Origin of the sequence: Curvibacter lanceolatus ATCC 14669, from assembly GCF_000381265.1 — a bacterium.
In the GTDB taxonomy this organism is placed as follows: domain Bacteria; phylum Pseudomonadota; class Gammaproteobacteria; order Burkholderiales; family Burkholderiaceae_C; genus Curvibacter; species Curvibacter lanceolatus.
In genome coordinates this window covers 344,843-363,070 of the sequence record NZ_KB906257.1, presented here as the reverse complement: position 1 = coordinate 363,070, position 18,228 = coordinate 344,843, and the positions used below count along the sequence as shown (strand labels likewise).

General features: G+C 61.9%; 19 protein-coding genes, 2 tRNA genes and 1 pseudogene. 8 read left to right on the top strand and 14 right to left on the bottom strand.

The window, feature by feature from the left end:
• On the bottom strand, positions 1-184 hold a 184-nt coding region (locus F624_RS0112200), incomplete at its 3' end, for a transposase (RefSeq protein ID WP_031254821.1).
• Positions 185-291: 107 nt separating this feature from the next.
• Here F624_RS0112200 and F624_RS0112195 point away from each other — a divergent pair.
• The 5 genes from F624_RS0112195 to F624_RS0112180 all read left to right on the top strand — a co-directional run bounded on the left by F624_RS0112195 (position 292) and on the right by F624_RS0112180 (position 3,132).
• A complete protein-coding gene (locus F624_RS0112195) occupies positions 292-738 on the top strand; it encodes an SWIB/MDM2 domain-containing protein (RefSeq protein WP_019574588.1) in 447 nt (148 codons plus the stop codon).
• 190 nt (positions 739-928) lie between these two features.
• Positions 929-1,201 carry a (2Fe-2S)-binding protein gene (locus tag F624_RS34075; RefSeq protein WP_084679498.1) on the top strand — a complete coding sequence of 91 codons (273 nt, stop codon included), beginning with the start codon at positions 929-931 and terminating at the stop codon, positions 1,199-1,201.
• A gap of 93 nt (positions 1,202-1,294) precedes the next feature.
• Complete coding sequence (locus F624_RS0112190; RefSeq protein WP_019574587.1) at positions 1,295-1,984, top strand: energy transducer TonB; 690 nt, start codon at positions 1,295-1,297, stop codon at positions 1,982-1,984.
• A gap of 18 nt (positions 1,985-2,002) precedes the next feature.
• Positions 2,003-2,719: a MotA/TolQ/ExbB proton channel family protein gene (locus F624_RS0112185; RefSeq protein ID WP_019574586.1), complete on the top strand. Its 717-nt coding sequence runs from the start codon at positions 2,003-2,005 to the stop codon at positions 2,717-2,719.
• 2 nt (positions 2,720-2,721) lie between these two features.
• Positions 2,722-3,132, top strand: a complete 411-nt coding sequence (locus F624_RS0112180) for an ExbD/TolR family protein (RefSeq protein WP_019574585.1) — start codon at positions 2,722-2,724, stop codon at positions 3,130-3,132.
• A 156-nt stretch (positions 3,133-3,288) separates the two neighbouring features.
• On the opposite strand, the gene F624_RS0112175 is transcribed toward F624_RS0112180, so the two are convergent.
• The gene (locus F624_RS0112175) at positions 3,289-3,696 is read right to left on the bottom strand and encodes a GlcG/HbpS family heme-binding protein (protein WP_019574584.1); all 408 of its coding nucleotides are present in this window, start codon (positions 3,694-3,696) and stop codon (positions 3,289-3,291) included.
• Positions 3,697-3,898: 202 nt separating this feature from the next.
• Between F624_RS0112175 and F624_RS0112170 the strand changes: the two genes are divergently transcribed.
• Together F624_RS0112170 and F624_RS32485 are read left to right on the top strand one after the other, a co-directional pair.
• A complete protein-coding gene (locus F624_RS0112170; RefSeq protein WP_019574583.1) occupies positions 3,899-4,600 on the top strand; it encodes a Bax inhibitor-1 family protein in 702 nt (233 codons plus the stop codon).
• 215 nt (positions 4,601-4,815) lie between these two features.
• Complete coding sequence (locus F624_RS32485) at positions 4,816-5,184, top strand: hypothetical protein (RefSeq protein ID WP_019574582.1); 369 nt, start codon at positions 4,816-4,818, stop codon at positions 5,182-5,184.
• A 25-nt stretch (positions 5,185-5,209) separates the two neighbouring features.
• Here the strand turns inward: F624_RS32485 and rlmD are convergent, their stop codons facing one another.
• From rlmD to surE, 5 genes are read right to left on the bottom strand one after another with little or no spacing between them, the layout of a single operon-like run.
• Entirely contained in the window at positions 5,210-6,688 is a 1,479-nt protein-coding gene (gene rlmD / locus F624_RS0112160; RefSeq protein ID WP_031254819.1) for a 23S rRNA (uracil(1939)-C(5))-methyltransferase RlmD, read from the bottom strand.
• Positions 6,689-6,739: 51 nt separating this feature from the next.
• Entirely contained in the window at positions 6,740-7,741 is a 1,002-nt protein-coding gene (gene rpoS / locus F624_RS0112155) for an RNA polymerase sigma factor RpoS (protein ID WP_019574580.1), read from the bottom strand.
• Between the two features lie 25 nt (positions 7,742-7,766).
• Positions 7,767-8,636, bottom strand: coding sequence for a peptidoglycan DD-metalloendopeptidase family protein (locus F624_RS0112150; RefSeq protein WP_031254815.1), 870 nt, complete (start codon positions 8,634-8,636; stop codon positions 7,767-7,769).
• A gap of 15 nt (positions 8,637-8,651) precedes the next feature.
• Positions 8,652-9,446 (bottom strand): protein-L-isoaspartate(D-aspartate) O-methyltransferase, encoded by a 795-nt coding sequence (locus F624_RS0112145; protein WP_031254813.1) that lies wholly within the window; start codon positions 9,444-9,446, stop codon positions 8,652-8,654.
• Positions 9,443-10,219, bottom strand: coding sequence for a 5'/3'-nucleotidase SurE (gene surE / locus F624_RS0112140; RefSeq protein ID WP_019574577.1), 777 nt, complete (start codon positions 10,217-10,219; stop codon positions 9,443-9,445). The genes F624_RS0112145 and surE overlap by 4 nt, the downstream gene beginning before the upstream one ends.
• Positions 10,220-10,356: 137 nt before the next feature.
• On the opposite strand from surE, the pseudogene F624_RS32480 reads away from it, so the two are divergent.
• Positions 10,357-11,348, top strand: a pseudogene (locus tag F624_RS32480) (NADPH:quinone oxidoreductase family protein).
• A gap of 69 nt (positions 11,349-11,417) precedes the next feature.
• Here the strand turns inward: F624_RS32480 and F624_RS33410 are convergent.
• The 7 genes from F624_RS33410 to F624_RS0112105 form a co-directional block, all read right to left on the bottom strand.
• A complete protein-coding gene (locus tag F624_RS33410) occupies positions 11,418-12,095 on the bottom strand; it encodes a putative bifunctional diguanylate cyclase/phosphodiesterase (RefSeq protein ID WP_019574576.1) in 678 nt (225 codons plus the stop codon).
• A 15-nt stretch (positions 12,096-12,110) separates the two neighbouring features.
• The gene (locus F624_RS33405; protein WP_169426585.1) at positions 12,111-14,021 is read right to left on the bottom strand and encodes a diguanylate cyclase domain-containing protein; all 1,911 of its coding nucleotides are present in this window, start codon (positions 14,019-14,021) and stop codon (positions 12,111-12,113) included.
• A 329-nt stretch (positions 14,022-14,350) separates the two neighbouring features.
• Positions 14,351-14,426 (bottom strand) — tRNA-His (locus F624_RS0112125).
• A 32-nt stretch (positions 14,427-14,458) separates the two neighbouring features.
• The gene (locus tag F624_RS0112120; protein ID WP_019574574.1) at positions 14,459-16,399 is read right to left on the bottom strand and encodes a SurA N-terminal domain-containing protein; all 1,941 of its coding nucleotides are present in this window, start codon (positions 16,397-16,399) and stop codon (positions 14,459-14,461) included.
• 60 nt (positions 16,400-16,459) lie between these two features.
• Positions 16,460-16,535 (bottom strand) — tRNA-Val (locus tag F624_RS0112115).
• Positions 16,536-16,550: 15 nt separating this feature from the next.
• A complete protein-coding gene (locus F624_RS0112110; protein ID WP_007858657.1) occupies positions 16,551-16,823 on the bottom strand; it encodes an HU family DNA-binding protein in 273 nt (90 codons plus the stop codon).
• Positions 16,824-17,142: 319 nt separating this feature from the next.
• Positions 17,143-18,228 (bottom strand): tartrate dehydrogenase, encoded by a 1,086-nt coding sequence (locus tag F624_RS0112105; protein ID WP_019574573.1) that lies wholly within the window; start codon positions 18,226-18,228, stop codon positions 17,143-17,145.

Sequence of the window (18,228 nt, the reverse complement as noted above, 5' to 3'; positions counted from 1 at the left end):
CAGACTCCAGCTCTCGCAGGCGTTGGGCCTCCGAGACCTGCATGCCGCCGAACTTGGCACGCCACTTGTAGAAAGTCGCATCACTAAAGCCGCCGTTGCGGCAGAGTTCCTTGATAGGCATGCCTGCCTCAGCCTGTCGAAGGAACCCAATGATCTGTTCCTCGCTGAATCTGCTCTTCTTCATATCCGTCATTCTCCAGTTGGTTGACGGACTTCACTAACTTCAGGTTGGTACGGCTGGGAGGGGGCAGGTCATGGTGATTAATCAACTTCCAGAAGGAAAATTCAATCATGGCAACTGCAAAGAAAGCCCCGGCAAAAGCGCCTGCCAAAAAGGCCGCGCCGGCAACCAAGGCCGCTGCTCCCGCCAAGAAGGCTGCTGCGCCCGCCGCCAAGAAGGTAGCGGCCAAGGCACCGGCCACCAAGGCTGCTGCTCCTGCCAAGAAGGCTGCTGCGCCCGCCAAGAAGGCTGCAGCACCTGCCAAAAAGCGCACACCCAATGCGGCCTTCATGAAGGCCCTCACCCCCAGCGCCGCTCTGGCCGCCGTGGTGGGCACCAGCCCACTGCCACGCACCGAGATCGTGAGCAAGCTGTGGGTCTACATCAAGAAGAACGACCTGCAAGACAAGCTCAACAAGCGCCTGATCAACGCTGACGCCAAGCTCAAGGAAGTCTTTGGCAAGGCCCAGGTTTCGATGTTTGAACTTGCCGCCCTGATCGGCAAGCACGTCAAGTAAACCAGACCTGCACTCCACCAAGCCGACCTCAGGTCGGCTTTTTTCATGGACGGCCCTCCACTGACACTGGAGGCAATCGAGCCCAACAAGAGGCTTGAAAGCTGGATTTTTGAGAGGTTATTGCAAATGCGACAGATTCGCATTTATACTGACATCATCCTCAACAGCCAGCCCAAACCGCCTGTCTGCCATGATTGTCTGTGTATGCCGTCGCGTCTCCGACCGAGAAATTGTCCGCCACGCCAAGGCGGGGCTGGGTTTCGATGAAATCCAGTTTGAGCTCGGTGTGGCCACCCAATGTGGCCGGTGCGAGACCTGCGCACGCAGCGTGGTGGACCAGTGCAATGCTGCCCACCCGGTTGCCGCACTCTGCGCGGACATGCCGGGACAGGCCATTCAGCTCGCCACCCAAATCACGGAAGGTCGAGCATGGCAACAATCACAACTCTCGGTGGCGGTCTGATTCTCGTACTGGGCTCGGCCTGGTGGGTATTTCGTCGATGACGGACATGGCCCGCCCGAATCCGCGCCTCGGTACTCCGCACAACCCCTGACCATGCACGCTCACTCCATTCCTGCACGCCCCAAAATCAGCCGCAACACGGCTGTCATCGGCGGCGTGCTGCTGTTTCATGCCCTGGCACTGTGGGGATTGCAAAGCGGCCTGATTCGGCGCGCTGTCGAAGTCATTGTTCCGGCAGAAATCCTGAGCGAGATCATCGAACCACCAGCGCCCAAGGCGCCGCCGCCCCCGACCCCGGTGCCCAAGGTGCCCCAGCCGAAAACGGTAGCCCCTCGCCCGACCCCGCTGCCACCCGCACCACAACCGGTGGCCATTGCGGACACCACGCCAGCACCCGCCGCACCCACCGGTGTCAGCACCCCGCAACCGCCGGCACCACCGGTGGCAGCTCCTGTGGCTGCCGCGCCGCCGGCCCCCCCCGCACCGCCGGCTCCGCCGAAAGTCGAGTTGCCGTCCAGCGATGCCGACTACCTGCAAAACCCCAAGCCCGCCTACCCGGCCATCAGCAAACGCCTGGGCGAACAAGGCAAGGTGGTGCTACGGGTGCTGATTGGTGCGGATGGGCAGCCTCAAAAGGCAGAGATCAAACAATCCAGCGGCTTTGACCGACTGGACCAAGCCGCTTTGACCACTGTGATGCGCTGGCGCTATGTGCCCGGCAAACGCGGTGGCATTCCCGAAACCATGTGGTTTCAGGTTCCCCTCAATTTCGTTCTCGAATAATTCACGGAGCACTTTTCAATGGAAACCGAATTCGGACTCGCCCACGTCTGGGCCCAAGGCGACCTGGTCACCAAGACCGTCGCGCTGCTGCTGCTGGGCATGTCGCTGGCCTCCTGGATCGTCATCATCCTGAAGGCGCTGGACATCATCAAGTACAAGAAGTTTGCCCGTGGGGCCGAAGACTTCTGGCACAACCCCGACCTCAGTGCCGGCCTCAGCAGCCTGGGCACCGACACCGACAACCCCTTCCGCCAGTTGGCTCTGGATGGGCGTGACGCCACAGCCCACCACAGCAACACCAAGGTGCACCTGCATGACAGCCTGGACGTCAGCGACTGGGTGACCCGCTGCCTTCGCAACGGCATTGACGAATTCACGGCACGCCTGCAGGGCGGCCTGGCGATCCTGGCCTCCGTGGGCTCCACCGCCCCCTTTGTGGGCCTCTTTGGCACCGTTTGGGGCATCTATCACGCGCTGCTGGGCATTGGCTCGGCGGGCCAGGCCACCATCGACAAAGTGGCCGGCCCGGTGGGTGAGGCGCTGATCATGACCGCCCTGGGCCTGGCCGTGGCCATCCCTGCCGTGCTGGGCTACAACGCACTGGTCCGAGGCAACAAGGCCATTCTCAACAAGCTCAACAGCTTTGCCCACGACCTGCACGCCTTCTTCGTGACGGGTGCCCGAGTCCACGGCGGCGGCAACACCAGCGTGGTGGCACTCAAGAAGGGGGTCTGACCATGGCCTTTGGACGTCAGGAAGACTCTGAAGAGGTGATGAGTGAAATCAACATGACGCCTCTGGTCGACGTCATGCTGGTGCTGCTGATCATCTTCATCATCACGATCCCGGTCATGAAGCACTCGGTGAACGTCGATCTGCCCCGTGCCAGCAACCAGCCCGAGGCGGCCAAGCCGGAGACCATTCGCCTGTCGGTCGCCGCCGATGGCAGCTACTTCTGGAATGAAAACCGGATCGAGGATGCCGCACTGGGCCCCATGCTGGCCCAGAACGCCGCCAAAGAGCCCCAGCCTGAACTGCACATCCGGGGTGATCGCGAGGTTCGCTATGAACGCGTGGCCCAGGCCATGGCCGCGGCTCAGCAGGCTGGGCTGAAGAAGATCGGCTTCATCACCGAGCCGAAAAACTGAATCCAAACAGCACACGTCGCTGAAAGGCGCACGCAACAGCTGCCCGCCGCAGTGCTGAACCCAAAGCAAAGCCGCTTCCCCTCAGGGGTTAGCGGCTTTTGCGTGTTGAAGCCCCCATATGAAGCCGCCTGACTCTGCGGCTGGGGACTGGAGGGCTTACAGACCGATGGCAGCGATGCCTGCCTTGGCAATCTGAACGTCTTCCGAAGACTTCACCCCGCTTACACCCACGGCACCGATGCAATGACCGTCCTTGAGGACGGGGACCCCGCCTTCCAGCAGGCCCTCGACCTTGGGCACGGTGAGGAAGGCATAGCGCCCGCCGTTGATGATGTCTTCGTAACCCTTGGTTTCACGGCGGCCCAGCGCGGCCGTGTGGGCCTTGGCGGGTGCAATGTGCGAGGAGATGGCCGGCGCGCCGTCAAGGCGTTGCAGCCAGAGCAGATGGCCACCATCGTCCACGATGGCAATGGTCACAGCCCATTTGTTCTTCAGGGCTTCTGCTTCAGCAGCGGCCGCAATGGCTTTGACATCGGCGAGTTCGAGAACGGACTTGGTTTGCATGAAAAAACCTTTGATGATGGTCGAAAAACAGCAAGGATAGCGGCACCTCGGCAAGCGCCAAGGCGTCCCGGATGAAAAACAATTTTCACTATTTGGGCAGCAAGCGACCCGCGCACAGGCAGGTCTTTAAGAATCGCCTCATCGTCCCCACATAGAATGCCTTAGAAGCCAAGTTCTGGCTGTTCCCCAAGGAGATTCATTCATGAACCAACCTTTCCAAAACATCGACCTGTCGGTGGGTTATGGCAGCGGCCTGTCGCAAGAGCAACGCCACCGTGTACTGCGCAACACCTACTGGCTGCTGGCCCTGAGCATGGTGCCCACGGTACTGGGCGCCTGGATTGGCGTCGCCACCAACCTGTCTGCCATGCTGTCAGGGGGCGTTGGCCTGGTGGTCTTCCTGGCTGGGGCCTTCGGCTTCATGTTTGCCATCGAGAAGACCAAACACTCGGCCGCTGGCGTGCCCGTGCTGCTGGGTTTCACCTTCTTCATGGGCCTGATGCTCTCGCGCATGATCGCCATGGTGCTGGGTTTCAAAAATGGCTCGGAACTGGTCATGACGGCCTTCGGCGGCACCGCCGGTGTGTTTTTCCTGATGGCCAGCTTGGCCACCGTGATCAAGCGTGACATCTCCGGTCTGGGCAAGTGGCTGTTCGTTGGCGTGCTGGTCTTGCTGGTGGGCAGCCTGGTGAATGCCTTCGTGGGCTCCTCGGCGGGCATGCTGGCCTTGTCTGTGGCGGCCATCGGCATCTTCAGCGCCTACATGCTGTACGACATCAAGCAGATCATCGACGGCGGCGAAACCAACTACATCTCGGCCACCCTGTCGCTGTACCTGGACCTCTACAACGTGTTCCAGAACCTGCTGGCGCTGCTGGGTATCTTTGGTGGCGAACGCGAGTGATCCTCATCCGGCGCTTGCGCGCAGGCGCCCACTGATCAAGGCCCTTCGGGGCCTTTTTTCATGGCAGCGACGCCGTTCGACACCCCACCTGAAGTCGCGGCAGAGGCATGGAGCACCGTATTTTTGAGAGGGCGATGCCTGGGCGTCGGTATGAAGGCTCAACTCGCCTCAGGCGGCGCCGATAATCCTTCAAGACACTCTTACCAGGCTTCACCATGTTTGCGCGCCGTCTGCTCTTCCTTGCCCCTGCCTTGTTGATGCTGGCGGGTTGTGACATTCCGGGCCTGGGCCCCGATCCGAAGGCCGTTCAGCGCGAGGCTGACGCCAAGGCCACCGGCGGCGCCTGCCGCTACGCCCAGCGTGGCATCGAAGACTGTTACACGCTGAACCCGAAGGCGCCCAAGTCAGCCGTGTTCGATGGCTGGAAAGAGATGGACCAGTACATGCGGGACAACAAGATCGAAGGGGCCCCGTCGGTCATTCCGATCCCGGCGGCGGCACCGCCCGAAGGCAGCGAAAGCAAAGCCGCTGCAGAGGCTGAAGAGCCCAAGCCCAAGAAGGGCAAGGGCAGCGACAAGCATTGAGCCGCCACGAACGGCGGCCCTGTGTTCAATCCCAGGCTGCAGTGCGCTCGAACACGGCCATGCTCTCAACGTGGGCCGTGTGCGGGAACATGTTGACGGCGCCTGCGGCCGTGCAGCGGTAGCCCCCTTGGTGCACCAGCAAACCGGCGTCACGGGCCAGGGTCGCCGGGTTGCAACTCACATACACGATGCGCTTGGGCGCGGTCCACCCCTGGGGCAGGCTGCCCGGCTGGGCCAGGTGCTGCTGATGCAGATCCGACAAGGCCTTGGCCAGCGCAAAGGCGCCCTCACGCGGTGGATCCACCAGCCAACGGTCGGCATAGCCATCGGCCACCAGCATCTCGGGCGTCATTTCAAACAGATTGCGGGCCACGAAGCCCGTGGGGCACAAAGGCGCCTCGGAGCGCGCCGCCTGATTGCCTGCGTAGTTTTCGCGCGAGCGTGCCACCAGGGCCTCGCTGCCTTCAATACCCAGCACCTCACGGGCCTGGGTGGCCAGGGGCAAGGTGAAATTGCCCAGGCCGCAAAACCAGTCGATCACACGCTCATCGCTTCGCACCTCCAGTAGCCGAAGCGCCCGGCTGACCAGCACTCGGTTGATGTGCGGATTCACCTGGGTGAAGTCGGTCGGTTTGAAGGGCATGACGATGCCAAACTCAGGCAGCGAGTACGACAGTTGAGGCCCACCAGCATCCAGCAGCCGCACCGTATCCGGCCCCTTGGGCTGCAGCCACCACTGAACGCCATGTTCAGCCGCGAAACTGCGCAGTCGCGCCACGTCGGCATCGCTCAAAGGCTCCAGATGGCGCAACACCAGTGCGGTGACTTCGTCCCCACAGGCCAGCTCGATCTGTGGGCAGGTGTCGCGGGCCTCCATGCTGGCCACCAAGGCCCGCAAGGGCAGCAGCATCGCATTCACGTGGGGTGGCAAAACGGGGCACTCGCTCATGTCAGCCACATAGCGGCTCTTGCGCTCATGGAAGCCCACCAGGACCGTGCCTTTTTTGATCACATGGCGTACCGACAGTCGGGCGCGGTAACGGTAGCCCCAGGCGGGGCCTTCAATGGGCCGCAACAGGGTTTCTGGCTTGACCTTGCCCAGGTGCCAAAGGTTGTCCTCCAACACCCGCTGTTTGACCGCCACCTGGGCCCCCACATGCAGATGCTGCATCTTGCAGCCCCCGCAGGCACCGGCATGCAGGCCGAAATGGCTGCAACCAGGACGCACACGCTGGGAAGATTCACGGTGGATGTCGGTCAGGGTGGCCTGCTCCCAATTGTTCTTCTTGCGATTGACCTGGGCGCTGACCAGCTCAAAGGGCAGCGCACCATCGACAAAGACGACCTTGCCATCGGGGCGACGGGCCACCCCTTGCGCTTCAAGGTCAAGAGATTCGATGGCCAGCCAGCCAGGCGGCAGGTCGGCGCTGGCGGAGGTGGGGTCAGAAGGCTGCAACCCGATGCTCGGGTCGTCGGTGAGGGTGGGCTCAGAAACGGTTGTCATCCCCCGATTGTCTCAGGCTGAGCGGGTTGCGGCGCTGCTGCCGCCCAGGGATCACAACAGAGCGTCGCGTGAGATGCCGTGCCTGGCCAGGTGGCGCTTGAGCTTGAACAAGGCCTCGTTCTGGATCTGACGCACTCGCTCGCGCGTCAACCCCAGCCGTTCGCTCAATACCTCCAGGGTTTCCGGTTCACGGTCATGCAGTCCAAACCGCCCGGTCAGCACCTCTTTCTCGCGGCTGGACAAACCGTCCACCCATCGATCCAGCAAACGCTCGACCTGGTGTTCCTGGGTCAGTCCACTGGGGTCTGCCGCCAACTCGTCCACCATGGTGTCGCCCAAGGTGTGCTCGTCGCCCGAGCGGTCCAGCGATGCATCCAGGGACCGGGGGGCCTCGGCCATGGCGAGGAGTTCGGTCACTTCCTGCACCTCACGCCCCAGAAAAGCGGCCACATCTTCAGCGCGCACCCCATCGGGGCGGCGTGCCACAAAACCTGGATCATTCTCAAGCGAACGCCTTGCACGCAGCACCTGCTGCAACTCGCGCACCACATGAACCGGCAGCCGCACCACCCGACCCTGGTTCATCACCGCTCGCTCAACCGACTGGCGAATCCACCAGGTAGCATAGGTTGAAAAGCGAAAACCCCGTTCGGGCTCGAACTTGTCGATGGCATGCATCAAGCCCAGATTGCCCTCTTCGATCAGGTCGGACATGGGCACGCCGCGAGAGGCGTAAGCTTTGGCGATGCTCACCACCAGCCGAAGGTTGTGCTCAATCATCGACTGCCGGGCTTCAAAGTCACCCGCGCGTGCCCGCGTGGCCACGGCCAGTTCTTCTTGTGGCGTGAACAAGGGTTTGCGCCGCACCTCACGCAGGTAGACGGCCAGCGAATCCCCGCCCTCGGCATCGGCAGGCAAAGGGGCTAGGGAGGCTGCCAAGCCCTCAACATCGGGTGCTACATCGGGTGCGGCTTCGGCACCAAGCAGTCCCTCATCGGCCGGCACCTCATCATGCGCATCGGACTCACCAGGAACAGGTTCATCGTTGCGCATGGTCATGATGGGCCGACCTTCTTGGCTAGCGGTTGGGCAGGTAGCGGGACGGATCCACCGGCTTGCCCTGCCGCCGAATCTCGAAATGAAGCTTGACCCGATCAGAGTCACTGTTGCCCATCTCGGCGATCTTCTGCCCCTTGCGCACCGCCTGGTCTTCCTTCACCAGCAGCAGCTGGTTGTGGGCGTAGGCCGTGAGGAAGGTGTTGTTGTGCTTGAGGATGATCAGGTTGCCATAACCCCGCAGCCCGGCGCCTGCATACACAACGCGCCCGTCGGCGGCCGCCACGACAGGATCGCCCGCCTTGCCGGCCAGATCCAGGCCCTTGTTCTTGGCCTCGTCAAAACCGGCCAACAAGGCACCGCCTGTGGGCCACATGAAACCGGGGTCATCTTCAGTGGGCGCAGCCGGCGCGGGGGTGGCAGAAGCAGGAGCTGGAGCCGCTGTCGCGGCTGCAGGCTTGGTCGATGAGCTTGTCGCGCCGTTCGAGGGGGTGACCGTCGGGCTGCCCACCGGCCGACTGACCGCACCGCTCTCGGCCACGGTTGCCGACGGCGGCACCACGCGCAAAACCTGCCCCACCTCGATCAGGTTGGGGTTGTCCAAACCATTCCAACGCACCAGATCGCGCCAGTTCTGGCCCGACTCCAGCCCGATGCGGATCAAAGTGTCACCGGGCTTGACGGTGTAATAGCCCGGCTTGCCCGCGTTCTCGGCACCTGGCAGCGGTTTGATGGGGGCAGCGCTGGGTGCCGGATCGGCAGCCACACTGACCGCTTGCGGGCCGCGCTCCTCGACGGGCGCCTGGCGTCCCGTCTTGGAGGCGCATCCTGCAAGCAGCAGGCCCAGCACCGCCACAGTCCACCAACCACTCCGCCCTTGCAAACCCCGCATATGAATGTCTTTCCTTCAAGCAATGCCCGATTTTAGAGGGACAAAGTGCACCGCCTCAAGAACGGTCTGCTGCAGGCCCTGGGCCGTCTTGTCAATCACCACCAAAGCTTGCTTGCCTGCCGACATCACCGTCGGGGCCACCAGGCGCCCGCCAACAGCCAATTGGTCGCACCAGGCCTGAGGCACGGCATCTCCACCCGCCGCAGCCACGATGCCGGCATAGGGGGCTCCCTTGGCAAACCCTTCCATCCCATCACCCAGCAACAGATGCAGATTGCTCAGGCGCATGGGACGCAGGTTCTCACGGGCTTTTTCGTGCAACCCGCGCAGGCGTTCGATGGAATACACCTCGCGCGCCAGCAGGCTCAGCACCGCGGCTTGGTAGCCACAGCCCGTGCCCACCTCGAGCACCCGACCCAGACCGCCCTGCGCCACGATGGGTGCCTGCAGCAACAGATCCAGCATGCGGGCCACTACGCTCGGCTTGGAGATGGTCTGCCCCAGGCCGATCGGCAGGCTGGTGTCTTCGTACGATTGATTGACCAGCGCACTGTCGACAAACGCATGGCGCTCCACCTGCCCCATGGCGGCCAGCACGCTGGCGGATTGGATGCCCTGCGCCGCCAGCTTCTGCACCATGCGCTGGCGCACCGCATGAGAGTCCATGCCCAGCCCAGCAGGCACGGACCAGGGACCCGCCCGCTCAGGCGCGCGAGCCGCACGGGCCGGAGCCGACGCGGGCACACCCGAGGGTCGCGGAGCGGCCACCGCCTGATCCAGCCGCGCCGGGAAGCCTGGGCGGCGGTTCACGAGCGCGCTCCTGGTGGATGTTGCAGCCTGGCCGCCGTCTGGGACCAATAGCCCAGCAAGTCGTGGTCCGTCAGATCCACTTTCAATGGCGTCAGTGCAACGTGGCCCTGGGCCGTCGCATGGAAATCGGTCCCCTCGGAATCATCCTTGGCGGGGCCCGCGCCACCAATCCAGTACATGGTCTCACCGCGGGGGCTTTCCTGGGTGATCACACGCTCGGCCGCATGACGGCGCCCCAGGCGGCATACCCGCACCGGTTTGAACTGCTCATAAGGCAGGTTGGGCATGTTGACGTTCAACAGCCAGGGCTGCGCGCCGATCATCGACTGCGCCTGAATCTGCTCAACGATCTCGCGGGCCTTGCGAGCGGCGGCATCGAGCTCAGCCCAGCCCTTTTCCACCTGGGAAAAGGCAATCGCCGGAATGCCGAAAAGGTAGCCCTCCATCGCCGCCCCCACGGTGCCCGAATAAATCGTGTCGTCCCCCATGTTGGCGCCGTTGTTGATGCCCGAGACCACCAGATCGGGCCGATAGCCCAGAAGACCGGTCAGCGCAATGTGCACACAATCAGCCGGCGTGCCGCTCACAAAGCGAAAGCCGTTGGATGCCCGGTGCACATACAGCGGCGAATGCAGGGTCAGCGCATTGGATTTGGCACTGTTGTTCTGCTCTGGCGCCACCACCTCGACATCGGCGATGGTTTTCAGGGCTTCGTACAAGGCCACGATGCCAGGCGCCTGGTAGCCGTCGTCGTTGGAGAGGAGGATTTTCATGGTCTGATGAATGGACAGCGGATTGTAGGGTGCCCCTTGCGCCCGAGCACCCCCAGCGGGAAAGCCGTCGCTACAGCGACACACCCGTGCCAGACAGCCCACCTATGATTTCCGGCTGAATTTCAGGAGACATTCGAATGCATGCTTGGCTTTGCGAGAACCCCGTGGGCGTGGACGCCCTCAGCTGGAAGGAACTGCCCACCCCTAGCCCCAAGGCGGGTGAGGTGCTGATCGAGATCAAGGCCGCCAGCCTGAACTTCCCGGATCTGCTGATCGTGCAGAACAAGTACCAGATGAAGCCCCCCCCCTGCCCTTCGTGCCGGGCTCGGAATATGCCGGCGTGGTTGCTGCAGTGGGCGAGGGCGTCAAGCACCTGAAGGTGGGTGACAGCGTTGCCTGCCTGTCGGGCACCGGGGGCTTCGGCACCCACACCCTGGCCCCTGCCGCCCTGTGCATGCCATTGCCGGCCGGCTTCCCCCATGTTGACGCGGCCGCCTTCATCATGATCTATGCCACCTCCTGGCATGCCCTGATCGACAGAGCCCAACTCAAGGCTGGCGAAACCGTGCTGGTGCTGGGGGCCGCCGGCGGGGTCGGCACGGCGGCCATCCAGATCGCCAAGGCAGCGGGTGCCAAGGTGATTGCTGCGGCGTCCACCGATGAGAAATGTGCACTGTGCAAGCAGATCGGCGCCGATGAAACCATCAATTACAGCGTCGACAGCGTCCCAAACGCCTTCCGTGAAAAGATCAAGGCCTTGACAGGTGGCAAAGGCCCAGACGTGATCTACGACCCCGTGGGGGGTGACTTTGCCGAGCCCGCCTTCCGCTCCATTGCCTGGCGAGGCCGCTACCTGGTGGTGGGGTTTGCCTCCGGCCCGATCCCCAACCTGCCGCTGAACCTGCCCCTGCTCAAGGGCGCCTCCTTGGTGGGCGTGTTCTGGGGCGACTTTGCCCGCCGGGAGCCTCAGGCCAACGCCGCCATGATGGGTGAACTGGCCCAATGGTATGCCCAAGGCAAGGTCAAGCCCGTGATCGATCGCACCATGCCGATGTCCGAACTGAAGGCGACCTACGCGCACATGGGCTCGCGCGGCGTGATGGGCAAACTGGTGATGACCAACCCCTGAAAGCAGCAAGGCCCCATCGCAGGGGCCTTTGGAGCTTGATCGATGGGCCGGCACCATTCGGCAGCCGGCTCAGTCCGCCTCAGAAAGAAACTTGGCAGCCAGAACCTCAGGCCGCAAGGGCCTGGCAAAGTGGTAGCCCTGGGCGTAGGTGCATTTGAGGGTCTTGAGGCGCTGCGCAATCGCGTCGGTTTCAACGCCCTCAGCCAGCACGGCAAGCCCCAGGCTGATGGCCAGCGAGATGATGCCGCGCACGATGGCAGCGTCTTCCGGGTCGTCGATCAGGTCGCGCACAAACGATTGATCGATCTTGATCTTGTAGAACTTGAAGCGTCGCAGGTAGGCGAAGCTGGAATAGCCCGTCCCGAAGTCGTCAATCGACAACTTCACCCCCAGCGCCTTGAGTTGACGCAACGTGCTCATCACAGCCTCGCCATCGTGCAGCAGCACGCTCTCTGTCAGCTCCAGTTCAAGACGAGCCGGGTTGATGCCAGAGGCGACCAAGGCCTCTTCGACCTGGGTCAGCACAGCCCCGTGCTGGAACTGTCGGGCAGACAGGTTCACAGCCATCAGCAATTCTGTGTGGCCGGCCTCGTGCCAAGCCTTCAGCTGTTGCGTGCTCTCACGCAGCACCCAACGCCCCAATGACTGAATGAGGCCGGAATCTTCGGCAAGGGGAATGAACACGCCCGGCGGAATCGAGCCACGCTCGAGGTCATCCCAGCGGCACAGAGCCTCCACCCCCACCATGCGACCCGACGACAGCTAAATCAGCGGCTGATACTCCAGCCTCAAGGCTTCTTGCTCGATCGCTGCACGCAAGGCAGCCTCCAGTTGCAGGCGCTCCAATGCCGCATCATTCATGCTGGCCGTGGCGAATTGATACGCGGCTCGCCCACCCCGCTTGGCCGCATACATGGCCGCATCAGCCCGGCCAAACAAGGTGTCAAAGCGGTCCCCATCGGAGGGGAACATGGCCACTCCGACCGACAGTGACACGTTCACAGGCAAGCCATCAAACGTCACGGGTTGTGCCACCGCTTCCATCATGGAACCGGCCAGATGGGCCGCATCGGTGGTGGTCTTGATGCCAGCCTGCATCAACAGGAACTCATCGCCACTCAAACGCCCCACCACAGATTGAGCACCGCCGAAATGCTGGAGCCGTTGACCGATTTCGCGCAACAGAAAATCGCCGGCCGCGTGTCCCAACGAGTCATTGAGGGTTTTGAAATTGTCGATGTCCACCACCAGCAGGACCACACCATCGCCGTCGATGCGGGCCCGATCCAGGGCCACCTCGGCCCGCATGGCCACCTGGGTGCGATTGGGCAGACCAGTGACCACGTCGCGAGTGGACAGAAAAGCAATCTTCTCTTCGGCTGCCTTGCGTGAACTCAAATCAGAGATGGCTGCCACATAGTGTGTCAACTCGCCACTGGCTCGGTGACGTAACGCCGACAGGATCAACCATTGTGGATAGACCTCACCCGTCTTGCGCCGCCCCCAGACCTCACCACTCCAGCGACCATGCTCATGCACCGCAGCCCAGATCGATGCCTGGAATGCCTCGTCATGCTGCCCATCGGCCAGCAATTTGTAGACGCGCCCCACCGTCTCATCGGCAGAAAATCCCGAGATATCACAATAAGCCTGGTTGACCATCATGACCTGGCGATCGGCATCGCAAATCACAATGCCGTCACTGCCCTGATCCAGCACACGACCTGCCAACTCCAGCTTCGTGGCCGCGGTTCTCTGCTCCGTGACATCGCGGCGAATCACCAACATGTGCAAACGACTGCCGTCCCGGGCAAAACTCGGGACTCGCACAACATCGAACGATCGCGGCATGCCCTGGGCATCGTCACCCACCTCCTGCAGGTGGGAGGCGCGGCCGGTCTGCCAGGTGGCCTCTTCATTGAGCGCGCTCAAACGCAAGGCAGCAGCCATCGGAGAGCCACGATCCGCCAACTCGAGGTTGTTGTGCCCGATGGCCTGCGCCTCCGTCAGGCCCACCACCGCCAACGCCGACGGGTTGGCCATCAGCCAAGTGCCCCGGCCATCCTTCAAATAGACCATGTCGGGCAAGTGCCTAAAAAGCGAGCGCAACAGACGATCACGCCCACGCAAAGCCTGTTCGGTCAACGCGCGCCGGCTGACATCAACGCCGACCAACCAGAAAACCCTGGAAACACCCTGCGTCTGCAACATGGGAAGAAGAGACCATGCCAAACGAAGCTTTTGCCCATCCCGACAGGTCAGGGTCCACTCCAGCTCAACGCCAGCCGCCCCCAGTTGCTGCAACTCGGACAACTTGCGCGTTCGGTAATCCTGATCAGGGCACAACAGCGTCAAACCCAGCGGATTGCCCACCAGGTCCAAAGACTCGTATCCCAACATGTTTTCAGCCTGCTGATTCCAGAACAGCAGACGAGGTTCACGCCCCATTTCGAGCGCCAAGACGGCGTGCGGCCAGTCCCTCAACAAGGTCAGATGACCCGTGTCAGGCGTCGGAAACATCGACTCCATCGGCATCGGGGCAGTGGCGTCCGGTACGTCAAATTCCAAAAAATCGGGCTGGGTCTCCTCACCTTCCAGGCCGTCGGACAGGGCTCGCAGAGGCTGTGGAATAGTCGCCTCGCCAAAATCAGGCCAAACGTCTGAAATGGGCAAATCCGTGCTGGCTTGGGAGGAAGGTGGTGGAGAGCGCATATCTAGGCGTAATGTAATTTACGCATCATATTGCTACAACCACACCACAAACACAGGCAGCTTTGGCGCTGACCGACTCGAGCGCCTACCAAGCAGCCGAACTACCAAACTACCCATAGACATGCACAGGAACTGTGGCATCGGCCTCAGGAGCCCCACTACCACTTGTTCTGTGATGACCTCGCCCCCATCAAGAACCTAAGGATTCCAGAACCTGGCTCGGCAAGAGGTGCAGACAACAATAAAAAAAGCCCGCCATGTGAACCATGACGGGCTTTTCAGGATCTGCTTGGGGTGGCTGATGGGACTCGAACCCACGACAACCAGAATCACAATCTGGGACTCTACCAACTGAGCTACAGCCACCGCAGACAAAAATTATAACCCGGATTTCATGCTCAACCGCCCGAATTTGAATTTTCTTCTGTCAGTTGCGGTGTGGGCTTCGCCGTCTTGAGTTGCACCTTGTACTTGTCAGCCAGGAATTCGTAATAGGCACGGGCTTCTGCAGAGGCCCACCACTGGGCGTACTGGGCACGCTCCTGTGTCTTGCGAGCCTCTTCAACACCCACTCGGGGCACCACCTTGGCCACCCGAACCACAGCATACCCTTGCGGGCCAAGGTCCACCCCGACCCAGGCCGGCAACGCTGACCCGCGCTGGCGCAGGGCCGCATCGACCACCGCAGGGGCTTGCTTGGCGGGCTCGTCACGCGATACGGTGACCGTTGCCCCCAGGTTGGTCGCGCTGGCCGGATTGGCCTTCCAGGCGGCCAGTTTGTCTTCACCGTCCTTGCGGGCCAAGGCCTGAGCACGCTCGGCAACCACCAATTCGCGTACCTTGGCCTTGACTTCATCCAGGGCCTGGATTCGAGCGGGCACATAGTCCACAATGCGAGCCGACACCATCTGGCTTGGGCCAACCTCGATGGCCTCCGTGTTGCGCTTCTTGCTCACAGAATCCGGAGCAAACAAGGCTGCCAGCACTTTCGGGTTGCTGAGCACGGGCGGCAGACCGGGGCTGGGCGCGCGGGTCACATCCTTGGCCGTACGCAAAGTCAGCTTCAAACGGTCAGCCACAGGCTTGAGGCTGTCAGATTGCTCATAGACCGTGTTGGTGAAAGTCTCTGCCACCTCAGCAAACTTGCGTTGTGCCTGCTGCTGCTTGAGTTCAGCCTCCATCTCGGGGCGCATGGCCTCGAAGCTCTTTTGCTGAGGCACCTTGATGTCAGTCAGTTTGATGATGTGAAAGCCGAAGTCCGACTGGACCACATCGCTGATGTCACCCTTGGCCATGGCAAACACAGCGTCCTCGAAAGGCTTGACCATGGCGCCCCGGGCAAAGAAGTCCAGATCGCCACCCTTGGGCGCAGAACCAGGATCCTGCGAATTCTTACGCGCAACGTCCGCAAAACTGGCCGGCGCCTTGCGCACCTCCGCCAGCAGGGCTTCCGCCTTGGCCTTGGCCTTCTCGCGATCCTCAGCCGAGGCATCTTTGGGCGAGGTGATCAGAATATGGCTGGCGCGACGCTCTTCTTTCGAGGCCAGGCGCGCAGCGTTCTGTTCATAGTAGGTCTTGAGATCGGCCTCATTGAGAGCAATGCCCGCCTTGACGCTGTCGAGATCAAGAACGGCATACTCCACGGTAGCACGCTCCGGCATCTGGAATCGCGCGGTGTGCGCTTTGTAGTAGGCCTCGATGTCCGCATCGCTGGGCGACACGCGCGCCACGAAATCAGCAGGGCGGAAAGTGGCCACCTGGATCTCGCGATGCTCAAAAAAGGCATTCAGCGCCACGTCGGCCTGCCCTGCCGGAGCCAGCACGCTGCCACTGATGCCACCCAACACCTGACGGCTCGCCAAGTCGGCACGCACACTGGCCTCGTACATTTCGGGCGTCATGCCTTGCGAGCCCAACAACTGGCGGTAACGATCAACGTCAAGCGTGCCGTCTTCGCGACGCAGTGACGCAATCGTGGGGTTGTCCTGCAACGAGCGGGCGAGCTTCTGATCACTGATGGCCAGATGCTGACTGCTGGCCGCAGCGGCCAATACCTTCTCGCGAACCAGCCGTTCCAGCGTCACGTAGCGGGCTTCGGGGGACTCGAAACGCTTGATATCCACATTCGGCATCTGCACACGCAGACGCTCGACTTCGTTCTTGTGCGCGGCGTCCCACTCGCCCTGGGTGATGGCCTGGCCATCGACCTTGGCCACCGTCGTGCCCTTTTCCATGGCCCGGTTGTAGCCATCAATGCCGAACAGAACGAAGGATGGAATGATCAGCAAGAACAGCACGATCATGACGATCTTCGAGTGCTTGCGGATGGACTCAAACATGGCAATCTTTCAAGGGCAAAAAAGAAAAGGCGAACAATGTGTTCGCCTTCGCATCGGTGGTGGTGGGTGCTGACGGGCTCGAACCGCCGACCCGCGCCTTGTAAGGGCGCTGCTCTACCAACTGAGCTAAGCACCCCACCTGAACTGGATCTCAGTTCAAGGCATCTTTCAATGCCTTGCCTGGACGAAACTTGGGAACTTTAGCAGCCTTGATCTTGATTGTATCGCCAGTGCGCGGGTTACGACCGGTACGAGCGGCACGCTTGCCCACGGCGAAAGTGCCGAAACCCACCAGAGAAACGGTACCGCCCTTTTTCAGGGTCTTCTTCACGGCCTCAATCGTCGACTCCAGGGCGCGCGCAGCGGCAGCCTTGGAAATGTCGGCGTTGTTGGCAATGTGCTCAATCAGTTCAGTCTTATTCACAAGGAGCCCCTCGTACAGAAATGGTGTTGATCAGGTTGTCTCATCAAAAATCTTGCCTCCCCTCAGCTGGGCCATCCTGGGATGGTTGTGTCCGCTGGGCGGGAGGCGCATTCGCAGCTTCAACTGCTGAAAGGATTAAAGCGATGGACCTTCAAGGTGTCAATACAACAAGCTGTTTCGCAACAGCAAGGACGCGGATTCTAGACCCTTTTCGGGGCCTGTTTGGCGCTCGCAGCGGTGTTTTTGCGACACCGCTGCGCGGGCTCAGGCAGGCAGTGTGAAATAGGTCCGGCACCGGCCCCTGGAATGGGGCCTTGACTCAGAGAACCTCGGCAATGGCACGCCCCACATCCGTCGTGCTGGCCGTGCCACCGATGTCGCGGGTGCGCGGCGCACCGCTTTTCGGATCGAGCACCTTCTCGATGGCTGCGAGCACGGCATCGTGGGCTTCCTTGTACCCGAGGAACTCCAGCATCATGGCCCCGCACCAGATCTGACCGATCGGGTTGGCGATGTTCTGGCCCGCGATGTCGGGCGCCGATCCGTGCACAGGCTCGAACAAGGAGGGGAAGCGCCGGTCCGGGTTGAGGTTGGCGCTGGGCGCGATGCCGATGGTACCGGTGCAGGCAGGCCCCAAATCACTGAGGATGTCGCCGAACAGGTTGCTGGCCACCACCACATCAAAGAAGTCCGGGCGCTGCACGAAGTGCGCCGTGAGGATGTCGATGTGGAACTTGTCCACGTTGATGCCTGGGTAGGCCTTGGCCATCTCGGCCACACGCTCATCCCAGTAAGGCATGGTGATGGCGATGCCGTTCGACTTGGTGGCGCTGGTGAGGTGCTTCTTGGGACGCGACTGCGCCAGCTCAAAGGCGAACTTCAGCACCCGGTCCACGCCGATGCGGGACATCACGGTCTCCTGCATCACGATCTCACGCTCGGTGCCGGGGAACATGCGCCCACCGATGCTGGAGTACTCGCCCTCGGTGTTCTCACGCACGATGTACATGTCGATCTCGCCGGGCTGACGTGGTGATCCATCACGGCGCACCACCGGCGCGATGATGCCCGGCATCAGGCGTGCCGGGCGCAGGTTCACGTACTGATCAAACTCACGCCGAAACAGCAACAGCGAGCCCCACAGCGACACATGGTCGGCAATCTTGTCAGGCCAGCCCACGGCGCCGAAGTAGATCGCATCGTGCCCACCGATCTGGTCTTTCCAGTCGTCGGGCAGCATCTTGCCGTGCCGCTCGCAGTAATCCCAGCTCGAAAAATCGAAGTGGTCAAAGTGCAGGTCGATGCCGAATTTGCGGGCCGCAGCGTCCATCACGCGCACACCCTCGGGCATGACCTCTTTACCGATCCCATCGCCGGCGATGACTGCAATGCGTTTCTTGCTCAT

Bases quoted from the DNA above. Each gene is read 5' to 3' on its own strand.
- F624_RS0112190 (WP_019574587.1), top strand. From the start codon at position 1,295: ATGCACGCTCACTCCATTCCTGCACGCCCCAAAATCAGCCGCAACACG.
- F624_RS0112170 (WP_019574583.1), top strand. From the start codon at position 3,899: ATGAACCAACCTTTCCAAAACATCGACCTGTCGGTGGGTTATGGCAGC.
- F624_RS0112175 (WP_019574584.1), bottom strand. From the start codon at position 3,696: ATGCAAACCAAGTCCGTTCTCGAACTCGCCGATGTCAAAGCCATTGCG.
- rlmD (WP_031254819.1), bottom strand. From the start codon at position 6,688: ATGACAACCGTTTCTGAGCCCACCCTCACCGACGACCCGAGCATCGGG.
- F624_RS0112195 (WP_019574588.1), top strand. From the start codon at position 292: ATGGCAACTGCAAAGAAAGCCCCGGCAAAAGCGCCTGCCAAAAAGGCC.
- F624_RS33410 (WP_019574576.1), bottom strand. From the start codon at position 12,095: ATGGTGGGGGTGGAGGCTCTGTGCCGCTGGGATGACCTCGAGCGTGGC.
- surE (WP_019574577.1), bottom strand. From the start codon at position 10,219: ATGAAAATCCTCCTCTCCAACGACGACGGCTACCAGGCGCCTGGCATC.
- F624_RS0112105 (WP_019574573.1), bottom strand. From the start codon at position 18,228: ATGAGCAAGAAACGCATTGCAGTCATCGCCGGCGATGGGATCGGTAAA.
- F624_RS0112180 (WP_019574585.1), top strand. From the start codon at position 2,722: ATGGCCTTTGGACGTCAGGAAGACTCTGAAGAGGTGATGAGTGAAATC.
- F624_RS0112150 (WP_031254815.1), bottom strand. From the start codon at position 8,636: ATGCGGGGTTTGCAAGGGCGGAGTGGTTGGTGGACTGTGGCGGTGCTG.
- F624_RS32485 (WP_019574582.1), top strand. From the start codon at position 4,816: ATGTTTGCGCGCCGTCTGCTCTTCCTTGCCCCTGCCTTGTTGATGCTG.
- F624_RS34075 (WP_084679498.1), top strand. From the start codon at position 929: ATGATTGTCTGTGTATGCCGTCGCGTCTCCGACCGAGAAATTGTCCGC.
- F624_RS0112120 (WP_019574574.1), bottom strand. From the start codon at position 16,399: ATGTTTGAGTCCATCCGCAAGCACTCGAAGATCGTCATGATCGTGCTG.
- rpoS (WP_019574580.1), bottom strand. From the start codon at position 7,741: ATGCGCAACGATGAACCTGTTCCTGGTGAGTCCGATGCGCATGATGAG.
- F624_RS0112185 (WP_019574586.1), top strand. From the start codon at position 2,003: ATGGAAACCGAATTCGGACTCGCCCACGTCTGGGCCCAAGGCGACCTG.